Source organism: Paenibacillus crassostreae (assembly GCF_001857945.1).
GTDB lineage: Bacteria > Bacillota > Bacilli > Paenibacillales > Paenibacillaceae > Paenibacillus_AQ > Paenibacillus_AQ crassostreae.
Genome location: NZ_CP017773.1, coordinates 41203 through 55477, shown reverse-complemented (window position 1 = coordinate 55477; position 14275 = coordinate 41203). Strand labels below are relative to the sequence as shown.

The window sequence follows — 14275 nt, the reverse complement described above, 5'->3', positions numbered from 1 at the left end:
TTGAATAAAAATAAAAAAGGCTAGACTAACTGCCAACAAAGAATATATCATTTTCCGCATCTTCATGAACTCCTTTAATAGTATTTTTATATTTATGTAAAACTTCCATCGATGCAAAATCTCTTAATTCTTCAAACAACTTCATACATAAGATAATACATGCCTTATTATTTATTTTAACAGCAAAACCCAAACTTGCCAATACATAGGTAATCGCCATCTCCTGACGAGAATTCTTAAAATAATAATAGGCAAGTTCATAAAAAAAGGTAGTGTACCGATCCATACTAAACTGTTGCTTATAACCTTCCCCCACAAAATCCGACTGAAAGTAAGAAGAAATCCGGTCCTCAAACTGTAGGAGAATGTGATCCACATTCAGATTATATTCATTAGCAGATTTCATAATCATTTCTAAGCCTGGAAGGATCTCATATTCCTTATCTTCAATATAAGACACATATTCAGATAGTGTATCTGTCTTCCCCGTTTTTAAATCAAAAACATAGGCATTTGCCTTAGACCACATCCTAAAATTGTTAACACATACCTTTCCTTCTGCTCCTAAACCCATAAACCAACTTAAATTAGCATAACGATTATTGTATTCCTTCGCCTGCTCATAGTCTTTTGCATTATCGTACACGGCTACCTTCATCAAATAGACTTGTCCGTAATAAACAACCAAAGGATACTTCGTTTTTCTATTCGATTCATCATACTTGTTAGACTCACATTCAACTTTATATATAATGCTAACCAAGTTCTCTAATTGATTGGCAATCTCGTCTACACGCTTCCAAGCATGAAGTGTCGTATAGACATTACCCAAATCTCGTAATGCATCAAGTTGCTCATCTTCAGGTAATCGATTCATAAACGGTTCGAACTGACTAGCAATCTTAAGATTAATCGTATTGTCTTGACCTAGTTTTGTTTTGAAAATACGATATTGACAAATAGCCAACCTCTCGGAGTGTTGATATTTCTCGCCTTCAGCTACACATTCATAAAGCATGAGTGCTGCTTGGATCAAGCCCTGTTCATAAAGTAATTCTGCTGTATTAAATATACCTGGAATAAATGAGAGATCATCGACAAGCCCCTGAAGAACCTCCTCAATACAATTATATTTTTCAAGTTCTGCACACCTTTGTAAAAAAGGCTTCAACCTTCGCCAATTAAGTGGATTTGAAACTATAATTTCATCTATATATAACTCATACAATGCCCCTTCCGGAAGCTCCATCCCTGCAGTAATAATATCTAGTTGTCTTACAGAAATAGGTTTAGGCGGATTGCGATTAATAATGGCACTTAAAATTCCTTTATTCAAACCAAAAGACTGGGATAGTCCATTTATACCCTTCCCAGTCCTTCTTATGTAATCTTCAATCTCTGAGCGAATCGTAATGGTTGATTCCAACTAGATCACCCCTATAAAATAATAACCCATAAAATCCATATACTACCATTATTTATTGTATCTGTAATTTATACGACAGTCAATAATAACTCTTACATCTTCCGTTATATTATTGAATCACAACTTATTAATAGAAGAGAATATGTTACTCATCCATTTCCTCTCAGAGTTACTACCAATAACATAGATATACTTACCAACATTTGATAAACTACTTCCTATATAGAACTATGAGAGGATGACCTTAATGAAGAGAAAAACTTCCATTGCATTATTTATATCCATTCTATTAGTCATGCTACCTGTCATAGCTAGCGCCCACCCAGGAAAAACGGATGCCAATGGCGGCCATTATTGCCGGACCAATTGTGCAAAATGGGGCCTTAAAGATGGAGAATATCATTACCATAACGGTGAATCAAGCAAATCTGAGAAAGAGAAAGAAGATAAAAACAAATCTACTACAACACCAACAGACACGACTCTACTCTTACCAAAAAAACAAACCGTAGGTACATTACAAGTGTATTATTTCGACGTTGGCCAAGGTGACTCCACACTCATCCGTACACCGAAAGACCAATACATCCTCATCGATGGTGGAAATAACAATCAAGGGAAAAACGTTGTGAAATACCTGGAGTCTCTCGGTGTTAAGACATTAGACGTGATGATCGCCACCCATCCAGATGCAGATCATATAGGTGGACTCGATGATGTACTGAAGGCTGTTGATGTTAAATCTGTATATGCACCTAAAGTCTCCCATACAACGGATACGTATAAGGATTTCCTTTTAGCTGTAAAAAATGAAGGCCAATCTATTAAAAGTGTAACCAAAGGTCTCACTATTCCACTAACCGATATTGCAGCTACCTTTTTAGCTCCCGTGAATACCTACGGTGATGATTTGAATAATTGGAGTGCGGTTCTAAAGGTCACTTACAAAAATAACTCCTTCCTATTTGCTGCAGATGCTGAGCTTGAATCGGAAAACGACATGCTTTTAGATAAATCCAATTTAAAAGCTGACGTTCTAAAGGTCGGACACCATGGCTCTACGAGTTCAACAAGTAAATCATTTATTGATGCGGTAAAACCTAAGTATGCCATTATCTCAGTCGGTAAAAACAACTATGGTCATCCAAACTCTGGCATTCTAGCTCGCCTTACAAATGTGAAAGCCACGACCTATCGGACGGATCAAAAAGGCACCATCACAGCCATCTCAGATGGTACTAAAATAACATTCACATCAACAAAGGGGAGTAAATAATGAGAAAAGGAATACTTGATCGATTTGAGGGTGAATATGCGGTTATAGAATTCAACGGACAAACAGAGGATATCTTAAAAGCAAAACTACCTACAGATGTTAAGATCGGTGATACGCTTCTCTTCAATGATAATGAAATTTCGATCGATACGGCTGATACGAAAAATAGAGAAAAAGAGATCCAAGAACTAATGGATGAATTATTTGAGGATTAAATTAATAATTTAAATATGAAACACGAAGTACTATGGTCCCTTACTCTTATATTCGCAAGAAAAAATATAGCATAATTAATATAGAACCAGCCTAGGCTGGTTCTTTGCTTTTCTACTTGGCTTATCCACTACATCTTGGAGAGCTTAAAATACTACTCTCTACGAACCAACATATATATTCATTCAAGCTATAATGGAACCGATTAGAATCAAGAATACCCTTAACTGCCTTCGCAATTTACTACGATTCTTAGCTATGGATTTATAGTTTATCTATCTCTGATTTAACCCAAAGTAATACGTCTTGCGTCATTCGTAAGCACAATAGGGCATCATTCATCGTTGTAATTTCAGGATGTAATACGCCACCCATTTTTGGTGCCTCGTGAGTATGTGCACCCAAATCACAAGTTAATGAGTATAGGCTGTAAATGACCATAAATCTTGGGTACTTAAACTGCTGTACATTATCAAATATCATTTTAACGTTAGCACTACCTTGGGGAATATTCTTAGCAACAATATTTTTAATATTCACATCGGTACTAATCTTTTGTAGCCCTGTAATCCAAGAAGTATCATCATCCTTTAACTCCGAAAAAATACCAGTTATGATGTTTCTGCAGCTGAAGATACATGCGCTTGGATTACCAGCTGAATAGTTTTCTAAAGCTTCTTTATAGCTTTTACTAATTAGTGGATACAAAGTTGTCAGCCACTCCATAACAATGCTAGCCTTTTTGTTTGAGTTATCAATATCTTCAGTCAGATGCCTTAACGTAAGCTTCTTATTTTCGAACTGCAGGTCGAGATTAAGGATGTTCAGATTAAGGCGAAACTCCTTGAAGGCAGGAGTTGCCCTTTCTGCGAGCGTCTCTACCGCACGGATTTCATGAACATTTTCCATGAAATCCTTAAATGTGTCGTAATCAAAACCACCTTTCACCGACGTGACATCTCCCATTAATATTATGTCAAAATCAATAGATTGAACGATCGCTTCCATGAGCTTTTGAAATTCTCCATTATCACTTGATTCCAGATACACAGTCTGCAAAATAGATTTGATTGCTGTAAAGAACTCTCTAAACTTTGGATTCTCGTTGGGACGATGGTTGTAGTAAGTAAATGGATTAAGATTATGTTGATATTCTACGTAGAGTTTTCTTTGCCCAGCGTTGGACAAAATCTTGTCCCATACCGAGTTATTATTCGTTCTAATAATTTTCTCTTCTTCTATAAGGGACGCTATTTTTGATATTGCAATGATATCTGTACTGTCCATCTACAATGATCCCCCGTATTCTTATTTATCGTATTTTCTAATATTATAACCTCTTTATTTCCTCTAAGTTAATAGAACCTGCCCTTTGGCTACCACCAGTATAATTCTTTATTTTAACGGTCTACCTTTTTATGTTCACTTAACAAGTATTGGTTTCACTGTTGTTCTCTCCATTTTTTATTATCCTTTTGAGTCTGTATATCTCTTTTGCACGATGACGTAGCGTAAACGGAGTCTTGGTGCTGCTCTTCGCTTATAAACATGATGACGAGTAGCGTAGCGAATCAGTCTTGATGTTTATAAGCCAACTTCGAGCGACGTACACCGATCTTCGTCCCATGAATGGAGTGGATTACTGGGGAGGAAGTTATCCTTAAGCATTATTCAGATCTTAACTTATTTAATTTGATGTATGATAGATATATTTACTTTTGCAATAGCTTATGGAACTTCTCATATATACGATCTTCTAGAAATTTGAATCGTACTTAAGTAAGTTCAAGATTTTTCGTTAAATCAGAACAGCACAATGTTCATGTGTGACCAACATATCAGCTAAGAGCAAATCAACTGTATACTCTTTGCCTTCAAGGTAATCACCAAAAGTTTGTATCATTAATATCGGCACAGTATTCCCGTTCTTTGTTTTCTGGTTATAACGTTGTTTATACAAGGTAGACATCCTTTCAAGATCATTTTGATTGTTCACATAAGTTATAAGTCTATTGTATGAGTCCCGTGGCTACGAAAGTTTCTGCGCCCCCTACTTTCACCTGATCTTGGACTTTATCTTATAGTTAGGATACCTTACCCTCTTTCTAATCCCTAACATATTCATCAATATGTGGTGTCGTATATACCCGAACATAATGGAACATAGTGATAGCTACACTTCCTAAGTAGTTTTTTTGTTTCTTTTGATGAAGACATAACAATTGTGAACCAAGCTAGTTTATTCCCCCACGTAATCAGGATTTTCCTCCAAGTGAAACAAGTCATCCATATCACAATTTAAAAACTCGCATATTTTTATGGCCACTGGTAAAGAAGGTTGATTCTTATTACGTCTGATCAAATTGATTGTATCTGCCTTAACATGACAATGATCTGCTATTTCACTTTATAAGTCCATAAGACTTGGGCGAAAGCTTCCATTGGCCGCGGTTACCCTCTTAGCCTGCTCTATCCTAAGATGTCTAGTTAGTTCATTTGTAGATCTATATGGTAATGGTATTCTTGCCAACATAATTGCTCCTCTGCATAGAAGTATCGTGTGTTTGAACTTTTGAGTATCTAATCTTTTCTCTTATAACCTTTGCTAATACCCATCTTCCTGTAAATTTGCTCTAACTGGCTAACTTGCATATGTTCAGCTGCTATTTTCGCTTCGGTATAATCGCTTAAAACTTTCTTATATTGATTCCCAATCTGCTCCATTTCTTCCGATGTTAGATTAGGAATAGGGATATCCTCTATATCATTTCTGTTTAATATGGGTAGAGTTACACCCTTCCTTAAGGAACGAATATAGGACTCGCCAATTGGACTTTCAAAGAATGTTAGTAGAAAGTAAGGATTAACTCCTTGACTAGGACGAAGCCCTATAAAATTTGCCGACAAGTAATATGGACCATTCGTGATCTCTGTTACAACCGCACACTTCATAGCAATTCCTCTACTTGTTAAGAGCACATCACCTACTTGAATTTCGGCTTCTTCTTCCTTCGTTGATAATTTTAACCCGTACGTACCCACTGTCTCTAGATGTAAAGATCCATCCTGTACATCTGCTAGTTGAATGACCTTCGCATTTAGTGTATCGGTATCTAAACCACTTGCCGTATTTAGCCCTCTGTAAATACGTACCATATCCTTTAATTTGATCGTTTCTTGATTTTTCTCAAATGCAGAACGATCGATCTGTACCTCTCCAATAAGAGATGAAGCATCTTCCATTTGTAGATAAAAACCAGGTAATAGATTATATTTATTTTGACTTATTTCAGATATATCGAGAATACGACATAACTTATTATCTTCCTTATAGTTAAAATAACTGTCCTTAATTTGATCCAATTCGGAAGATGACATGATAACTGCTCCACGTTTTCGTTCACCAAATGAGCTAGCATCGATTACTTGTACCTTTCCTTTACGTTCAGGTGCCTTCTTCTTATTAATGACAAGCATCGTGATCGAGAGACCGCTACCAGTGAAAATGCCGGCAGGTAAGGTAATGACAGCATCAATCCAATCATTATCGATCAGTTCTTTACGTATTCCTCCCGATCCTTGAAACAATACACCATTCGAGACCGTTACTATCCCTTTACCTTCTTCTTTCAACGATTCTAAAGCATGAACTACAAATCCCAGTGTCCCATCTCTTCGAATCTCGCCATATTTGGTATGAATCCCTTCATTCAGTTTAATCCCAAGAGGCGGATGCGAGATCACATAATCAAACTTTCGTTCAGACCCCACTTCATTTCGTAATACGTTGAACACATCACCTTGCTGAAAATCCCCCTGTTGTAAGCCACACATAAAAGCAGAAAGCTCTGCAATCCCTACTAGTTCTGGATTAGCATCCATTCCATAGACAGAAATATTTGAATTTGAGCGTGCTGCTTCTACAAGTGGTCTTCCATACCCAGCATGAAAATCATAGACGGAAGAGTCCGACTTGATATCCAGAAGTTTAACAGCCAGTTCATTGACTTCCTTTGGTTCATATAATTTCTTCGCTTCATTTGACACGCCATATTTGCTACGATTTTTAGCGCTTAATGAAAAGTAAATTTCAAGAAGCTCCCTGTTATCTTTGGCTAGTTCTACTTTTCTAAGTTCATATAATAAACTATCTAAATTTCTGATACCTTCTACCTCGAATAGTTTTAACCCCTGTTCTATCCACGGTTTTTGAATAGCTAATTCATTCATTGCACATATAATTTTATCTCCGGTGCGATCGCTACATAGCTCTTCCCACGAAATGGAGAACTGAAAGTCATCCTCTTTTTGATATGCATAGGCATATCGTAAAGCAAGCAAAGGAACGATTATACGATCATTCTGTTCAGTATTTAAAACACCTCGCATTTTATCCAAGGTATAAAGTGTTTTTCCATTATTGTTATCCAAAATAGCCCACTCCCTCAATTTTTTAGAATTTCATTCTTCATGTTTATAATGTTATCTTCGTATACACCTTTGGAATCTCACTGAATTTCCCTCATTATGTTTCAGCATACTCTCCGCAATTTGATAGCGATCATAGATAGGATTGACCATCATAGGTCTATCGAGACCATCCACCCATGTTAAGAATACTAAACTTGAAGAGTTATACGTCCCCTTAATGGCCATTACTAAATAACAATTGGGATCCAACATTTCTTTTTCATATTCCGTTTGTATTTCTTGAGTGCCGTAGTGCATTTCTAACAGATATTGTTTTTCCTCAATATTATTAAAAGCAACAAGATCTAATACAAAGGGTACCCCCTCATGTGTCTCTGTAAAACGTGCTACCTGGAGTGAATTATATGCTCCTCGTTTCTTAGATTGCGGATTGATTGACCCTTTTCCTATGTACAATAAATCACGAACGGCCTGCAGTGTACTTTGAGGTATAACCTGTTTTGTTGTTTGCACGATTGATTTATTCATTATTTTGTCCTCACCTTCAAAAATAAGTTTTTTGATTTCTTTGTTGAATTAAATATATCATCATTATTTATAAAAGTAAAGCATTAACTTTTATAAATATGTAAATTACCTTTACGGATTAATCTATAACCTATATTAAGGTTTTGAATTTGTTGAGCCGCATTGTATCTGTTAACTTACACACAATTACTCCAACGTAAGGAATTCTCGAGATTTGGAACTCATATCTCTTTAGCACGATGACGTAGCGTAAGCGAAGTCTTGGTGCTGCTCTTCGCTTATAAAACATGATGACGAGTAGCGCAGCGAATCAGTCTTGATGTTTTATAAGCCATCTTCGAGCGACCTACACTGATCTTCGTCCCGTGAATGGAGTTCATTAACCGGTAAAGAAAGCTATCTCTAACCATTATTCAGATTTTAACCTCTTTAATTTGAAGTGTGATAGATATATTTACCAAAGTCTGATAGACTACTTCCTAAATATAGCTATGAGAGGAAACCTTCAATGAAGAAGAAAGCAATCTTTTTAATTTTCATATCCATTCTATTAGTCATGCTACCTGTCATAGCTAGCGCCCACCCAGGAAAAACGGATGCCAATGGTGGCCATTATTGCCGGACCAATTGTGCAAAATGGGGCCTTAAAGATGGAGAATATCATTACCATAACGGAGGAGGGTCATCAACAGAGAAAGAGAGGGAAGATAAAAACAAATCTACTACAACCCCAGCAAACACGACACTACTCTTACCAAAGAAACAAACCGTAGGTACATTACAAGTGTATTACTTTGACGTTGGCCAAGGTGACTCCACACTCATCCGTACACCGAAAGACCAATACATCCTCATCGATGGTGGAAATAACAATCAAGGAAAAAACGTTGTGAAATACCTGGAGTCTCTCGGTGTTAAGACATTAGACGTGATGATCGCCACCCATCCAGATGCGGATCATGTAGGCGGACTCGATGATGTGTTGAAAGCTGTTGATGTTAAATCTGTATATGCACCTAAAGTTTCTCATACGACTGATACATACATAGACTTCCTCACAGCAGTCAAAAAGGAAGGTCGGACAATCAAGAGCGTTACAAAAGGTGTGACCATTCCTTTAAACGGAGTAGAGGCTAAGTTTCTAGCCCCTGTTAATACTTATGGTGATGATTTGAATAATTGGAGTGCGGTTCTAAAGGTCACTTACAAAAATAACTCCTTCCTATTTGCTGCAGATGCTGAACTTCAATCGGAAAACGACATGCTTCTAGATAAATCTAGCTTAAAAGCTGATGTACTAAAGGTCGGACACCACGGTTCTACGAGTTCAACAAGTAAATCATTTATTGATGCGGTAAAACCTAAATATGCCATTATCTCAGTCGGTAAAAACAACTATGGTCATCCAAACTCAGGCATTCTAACTCGTCTTAAAAATGTAAAATCTACGACCTATCGAACCGATCAAAAAGGCACCATCACAGCAATCTCAGATGGTACTAAAATTACATTCACATCAACGAAGGAGAGTAAATAATGAGAAAAGGAATACTTGATCGATTTGAGGGTAAATATGCCGTTATAGAATTCGACGGACAAACAGAGGATATTTTAAAAGAAAGACTACCAGCAAATGTTAAGATCGGTGATACGCTTCTCTTCAATAATAATGAAATTTCGATCGATACGGCTGATACGAATAATAGAGAAAAAGAGATTAAAGACTTAATGGATGACTTGTTCGAGGATTAACAAAGTTACGTGTTAATTGAATATAACTTTGAATAAATACAGAATTTTGCTTCTGTGAACAAATAATGGATCACTAAATATATGCCAGCACCAATTATCTGTTATCGGTCTTAGAACGATGGTGGAAAGAAGCGCAGCGGAGTGAAAGCTTGGTTACGCTCTGCTTCGTAAAACATGATGGTTTATGGAGATGGAGCGATAGCGCGAGCGGAGAAAACTATGCTGTTTGAGCGTTACCCTAGAGGTGTTTTTCTTCCCTGATTATTCGAGATAGGTCTTGGAACGATGGTGGAATGAAGCGTTAGCGGAGTGAAATCACGGTTCCGCTCTGCTTCGTAGAACTTTATGATTTATGGAGATGGAGATGAAGCGTTAAGCGTAAGCGTAAGTGGAATAAGTCATGATGTTCGAGCGTTACCCCAGAGGTATTTTACTTCCTTGCGAGTTCCGTTAAGAATCCTAATGGAACCCGGATCACTTTCCGGGGCCGCTTGGGATTTAGGAACGATAAACCGGGGGATCCAATTGGTGCTGGAAAGCTATTTGGATAATTATAAAAAAGCACCCTCTTTTGAGGGCGCTTCAATTAAAGTCAACTACTTATTCTTTTTGAACCAAAATGTAAATCCTATCTCGTTAGAATTATCGCAATATATGTAATACTTAGGGTTTTCCATTCTGGAACTCGTATTAGGTTCTGCCTTAGAAATATTAAAATCAAGTATTTTAGTATTGCCATCTTTTTCAACATCAAGCTTAAGTGGTAACACCATATTACTAACTAAAGCATCAATATCAATTAGTGCATCTGTCAATCTGTATGTAGCAGCTCTCCCATCACGATTACTCATTATTTCGAGACGATATTCTTGCTTAATTGCTAAAGAAAAATCTTCAAGCAAAAATAGATCAAGTTGTGATATAACTTTATTACTCTTAGATTGTAGCTCCGCCTTAGTATTAGCCGCATTGACTATTGTTATTTCCTCTGAAACTGATTTAAAACCCATGAAAAATCGCCCCTTTTGATGTTTTTACAATTAATTTGCTTTACAAAATATACAATTATCATAGCTCGTTGTGAAAAATTGCGTAAATGAAAGAGCGTGATTTATCAAAAATCAAATAACGTCCCAGAAAAAAATTCCACTTGGACGTAAAAAGAGCTGATCTAAAATCAGACAGGATCGCGTTAACACACATTAATAATTACGGTTGAGCGAAAAGATCCGTCCACAGGAAAACTTCCGTGACGGATCTTGCGCTATGCTTACTCGCTATACACGTTCCTATTCATATACTTCTAACTCAGTTCCTAGCTATTTATATTTCGAAGAAATTGAAGTTGTAATCATGACCGCATCTCATCCACAGAGTCCCCCAATTCGTCCAACTTTTTGGCCAAAATAATATTCTTCTAACGCGAGTACCAGTACTGTCGAAAATCTCAACCCCTATCGTACCAGCTTGCCCACCAAAACCAGTATCATTGTTTCCGTTACGGAAATATCCGCCCCCACTTGCGCGAGGTTGAATGATGCCTGAGTCAAATCTGATGTAAGCAGTATGAGGTGTATTTACGAATGCATTCCAATTTTCATCAAATGTACGCGACGGATTCCACCAATGCTGTTTTCCGTAGGAACGAAGATAAAATTTTAATTTATACCTACCACTTTGGTTATTAATTGTGATATAAGACTGTCCCCATTGGAGGGTGTTACAAGAATCAAATTGATTACAACCGCACCTGCTTCTCCAGTTACCATTCCTTACAGCAGAGGCATCATAGCTAAAATCGGCCGTAGCACGAATTGCGGTTCGTCGGGGGGATTTTGTGGGCCTAAATTTTGTTGCGATTGGCCATTGTTTGGGTTGTGAAACCCTTTTTTTGCTTACAACTTTTTTCTTTTCCAATTGTATACCCCTCCTATCAGTCAACATACTAAATCATATGAATGGAAGGATAGATTGGTTCTATTCTAATAGCCTGAAATAGATAAGAAGCTTCGGATCTATTATTAGATTGCGCTAACCAGCTAATATTATAGAATGTAGCTAGACCAAACAGAACCAAATATATTAAACAAATTTTTTGGTGTTGAGCCTAAAGATTACCAGAATAAAATTTTCTATTAGTAATGTTATCTGTCATAGCTAGCGCTTACCCAGGAAAAACGGATACCAATTGCGGCCATTATTGTCAGACCAAATATGCAATTTGGGCCTTAAGATAGAGAATTACCTATATTATCGGTGTAGGGTCATCAACTGAGAATGAGAAAGAAAATTAAACAAATCTACTACAACACCAGCAGACACGACTCTTACCAAAGAAACATACCATAGGTATATTACAAGTGTATTATTTCGACGTTGGCCAAGGTGACTCCACACTCATCCGTACCCCTAAAGACCAATACATCCTCATCGATGGTGGAAATAACAATCAAGGAAAAAATATTGTGAAATACCTGAAGTCTCTCGGTGTTAAGACATTAGACGTGATGATCGCCACCCATCCAGATGCGGATCATGTAGGCGGACTCGATGATGTGTTGAAAGCTGTTGATGTTAAATCTGTATATGCACCTAAAGTTTCTCATACGACTGATACATCGCCACCCATCCAGATGCGGATCATGTAGGCGGACTCGATGATGTGTTGAAAGCTGTTGATGTTAAATCTGTATATGCACCTAAAGTTTCTCATACGACTGATACGTATAAGGATTTCCTCTTAGCTGTAAAAAATAAAGGCCAATCTATTAAAAGAGTAACCGTACATATACTTACTCTTTTTTATACTTCCTTCGCTTATTTTCAATAAGTATATCCAATCTATCAACCCAGTCACTTCCTAAATGTGCATTAAGCAGAATATTAATATCCTCATATGACCATATCTGAATTCTTTTATCAAACTTCTTAATATTTCCATTTACATACCCTGTACAGAATATCACCCCTCTATTTACTTTGTTTTCTATCATAACATCACGAAATGCTCTTACCGTTTCTAGTTTCAACTTAGTCGTTTTATATAACTTACATTCAACATATACATGCTCATTACCGTCAGTTCTATCTATATCTGCAATAATATCTTTACCACCATCCCGAGTGGCCAGCGTCCATTTCGTATCGTACCCCATACTTTCATACAAATACTCAATTAACCATTCAAATTCTACAGACTTTAACTCCGTCAATTTTTCTAGAGGATTTTCAAAGTGAATAAATTTAGCCATGATTATTTCAGAACATTGCTCAATACCTATGATTCTGTCGTCAGGTAAATTAGACTGTGCAAATAGATAACTCTGAAGTGCTTTAATTGCATTGTAAGGATTTCTTGGTAATAATTCTAAAACCCACGTTAAGCCTTCCCAAGCATCCTGTTCGTTAGCCAATCTTTTATAAACCTCGTTGTGAGACATACTATTCATCATTTCGATATCCGTTTTACTCTTTGAGTCCTTTAAAAAAACATAAGTTTCATAATTTGATATATCTATCCTTCGGGTAATAGGAACTAATAAGCATCTCAGTAATACTTTCACTTCATCAATCGACTTATCCTCAATATTAACTAAGTACTCTTCTACCCACTCATCATAAGGGATTCTGAAACAAGGATACACTTCTTCTTCGTAATCATGAACAAGATCTAACCATTCATCAAATGTACTATAATTATCTGAGTAATACATTTCATTAAACGACATTCTAGCCCTCCTCCTAATAACTCTTACCCTACAAATAACAGATATATTTTTTTCGCTATACGAAAGACAAAATCACAATCAATATCTCTCTTCACCTTAAGCTTTATAATATATAATATTTAACTGAATTCGCTATATTACTTTTTTAGCCACAGTAAGCAACTCTCCACATATGTCGACTCTCACATGATAATCAAAACAAATAAACGGCATCTCTGCCGTTTATGTTTAAGGTATATTATACTATTGGGATCGAGCCGACGACCTCTTGCATGCCATCCAAGCGCTCTCCAGAAATAGTTAGTTACACTGCCTCTTAGTAATTATTATATATCATTGATTACTAAGGTCGTCTCATCAAATAAACTCCATTAACGACTTTACGACACAACACTCGTTCTCCAGTATTCATAAAATTTGTTAACTCGTCCTTGCTGTAGTTGGTAATAATCACATTATTAGATGCATCATTGTAGACTCTATAACCAAATAAAATTAAAAGTATGTTTAAGTACAATAAGTCACTGTTTACGTAGACAATACCTATGATAATGAAAAGCAATCCATTTACCACTAAGCTGTTAGTACTACTGACATTCATAGCAGTCAAAGGTATCACATATGTAATTAAATAACTAAGTACGCTTTCATTCATCGGTTTTAATCCAATCAATCCTCTACTATCATTTAAACTTATAAATCTAAAATACCCAACTGCTACGAAAGAGATTATAAATAGTATAACGATCACAATCCAGAAGTACAACATAGGTTCACTACCTAAAACAGTCTTGAAATACTCAACTGGAATCAACTTGAAATCATAGTTATTGATTGCTAGTAATAAATAAAGAGGTGCATATGATGAAATAAAGAGCAACCATTTATAAAATCTGGTCATATGCGCCACCTCCTTGTTTA

Annotated in this window: 15 protein-coding genes and 1 pseudogene; 6 read left to right on the top strand and 10 right to left on the bottom strand. The window is 36.5% G+C overall.

Annotation, left to right across the window (positions count from 1 at the left end):
- Positions 1-25: 25 nt before the first annotated feature.
- The gene (locus LPB68_RS21895) at positions 26-1426 is read right to left on the bottom strand and encodes a hypothetical protein (protein WP_068657013.1); all 1401 of its coding nucleotides are present in this window, start codon (positions 1424-1426) and stop codon (positions 26-28) included.
- Between the two features lie 247 nt (positions 1427-1673).
- Here LPB68_RS21895 and LPB68_RS21890 point away from each other — a divergent pair, with 247 nt between their 5' ends.
- On the top strand, positions 1674-2702 hold the full coding sequence (locus tag LPB68_RS21890; protein ID WP_198402139.1) for an MBL fold metallo-hydrolase: 1029 nt from the start codon (positions 1674-1676) through the stop codon (positions 2700-2702).
- Positions 2702-2917: a DUF3006 domain-containing protein gene (locus LPB68_RS21885; protein WP_068657009.1), complete on the top strand. Its 216-nt coding sequence runs from the start codon at positions 2702-2704 to the stop codon at positions 2915-2917. Before LPB68_RS21890 ends, LPB68_RS21885 begins: the two co-directional genes overlap by 1 nt.
- Positions 2918-3179: 262 nt before the next feature.
- On the opposite strand, the gene LPB68_RS21880 is transcribed toward LPB68_RS21885, so the two are convergent.
- From LPB68_RS21880 to LPB68_RS21870, 5 genes are all read right to left on the bottom strand, one after another.
- Positions 3180-4202 carry a hypothetical protein gene (locus LPB68_RS21880; protein ID WP_068657007.1) on the bottom strand — a complete coding sequence of 341 codons (1023 nt, stop codon included), beginning with the start codon at positions 4200-4202 and terminating at the stop codon, positions 3180-3182.
- Between the two features lie 511 nt (positions 4203-4713).
- Positions 4714-4875 (bottom strand): hypothetical protein, encoded by a 162-nt coding sequence (locus LPB68_RS22955; protein ID WP_157891928.1) that lies wholly within the window; start codon positions 4873-4875, stop codon positions 4714-4716.
- A 279-nt stretch (positions 4876-5154) separates the two neighbouring features.
- Positions 5155-5316 (bottom strand): helix-turn-helix transcriptional regulator, encoded by a 162-nt coding sequence (locus LPB68_RS23935; RefSeq protein ID WP_082865660.1) that lies wholly within the window; start codon positions 5314-5316, stop codon positions 5155-5157.
- A gap of 179 nt (positions 5317-5495) precedes the next feature.
- The gene (locus LPB68_RS21875) at positions 5496-7346 is read right to left on the bottom strand and encodes an N-6 DNA methylase (RefSeq protein ID WP_068657005.1); all 1851 of its coding nucleotides are present in this window, start codon (positions 7344-7346) and stop codon (positions 5496-5498) included.
- Between the two features lie 51 nt (positions 7347-7397).
- Complete coding sequence (locus LPB68_RS21870; protein WP_068657003.1) at positions 7398-7874, bottom strand: hypothetical protein; 477 nt, start codon at positions 7872-7874, stop codon at positions 7398-7400.
- A gap of 508 nt (positions 7875-8382) precedes the next feature.
- Between LPB68_RS21870 and LPB68_RS21865 the strand changes: the two genes are divergently transcribed.
- On the top strand, positions 8383-9411 hold the full coding sequence (locus LPB68_RS21865; RefSeq protein ID WP_068657001.1) for an MBL fold metallo-hydrolase: 1029 nt from the start codon (positions 8383-8385) through the stop codon (positions 9409-9411).
- A complete protein-coding gene (locus LPB68_RS21860) occupies positions 9411-9626 on the top strand; it encodes a DUF3006 domain-containing protein (RefSeq protein WP_068656999.1) in 216 nt (71 codons plus the stop codon). Before LPB68_RS21865 ends, LPB68_RS21860 begins: the two co-directional genes overlap by 1 nt.
- Before the next feature lie 596 nt (positions 9627-10222).
- Here LPB68_RS21860 and LPB68_RS21855 read toward each other — a convergent pair.
- Positions 10223-10636: a hypothetical protein gene (locus tag LPB68_RS21855; protein ID WP_068656997.1), complete on the bottom strand. Its 414-nt coding sequence runs from the start codon at positions 10634-10636 to the stop codon at positions 10223-10225.
- Positions 10637-10949: 313 nt separating this feature from the next.
- Positions 10950-11543, bottom strand: coding sequence for a hypothetical protein (locus LPB68_RS21850; RefSeq protein WP_068656996.1), 594 nt, complete (start codon positions 11541-11543; stop codon positions 10950-10952).
- A 428-nt stretch (positions 11544-11971) separates the two neighbouring features.
- Here LPB68_RS21850 and LPB68_RS21845 point away from each other — a divergent pair.
- Together LPB68_RS21845 and LPB68_RS23930 are read left to right on the top strand one after the other, a co-directional pair.
- Positions 11972-12244: pseudogene (locus LPB68_RS21845) on the top strand (MBL fold metallo-hydrolase); the annotation flags it as partial.
- A 44-nt stretch (positions 12245-12288) separates the two neighbouring features.
- Positions 12289-12456 carry a hypothetical protein gene (locus LPB68_RS23930; RefSeq protein WP_418303850.1) on the top strand — a complete coding sequence of 56 codons (168 nt, stop codon included), beginning with the start codon at positions 12289-12291 and terminating at the stop codon, positions 12454-12456.
- On the opposite strand, the gene LPB68_RS21840 is transcribed toward LPB68_RS23930, so the two are convergent.
- Together LPB68_RS21840 and LPB68_RS21835 are read right to left on the bottom strand one after the other, a co-directional pair.
- Positions 12419-13354, bottom strand: a complete 936-nt coding sequence (locus LPB68_RS21840; protein ID WP_068656994.1) for a restriction endonuclease — start codon at positions 13352-13354, stop codon at positions 12419-12421. The genes LPB68_RS23930 and LPB68_RS21840 overlap by 38 nt on opposite strands.
- A 343-nt stretch (positions 13355-13697) precedes the next feature.
- Complete coding sequence (locus LPB68_RS21835) at positions 13698-14255, bottom strand: hypothetical protein (protein WP_068656993.1); 558 nt, start codon at positions 14253-14255, stop codon at positions 13698-13700.
- Positions 14256-14275: the final 20 nt, after the last annotated feature.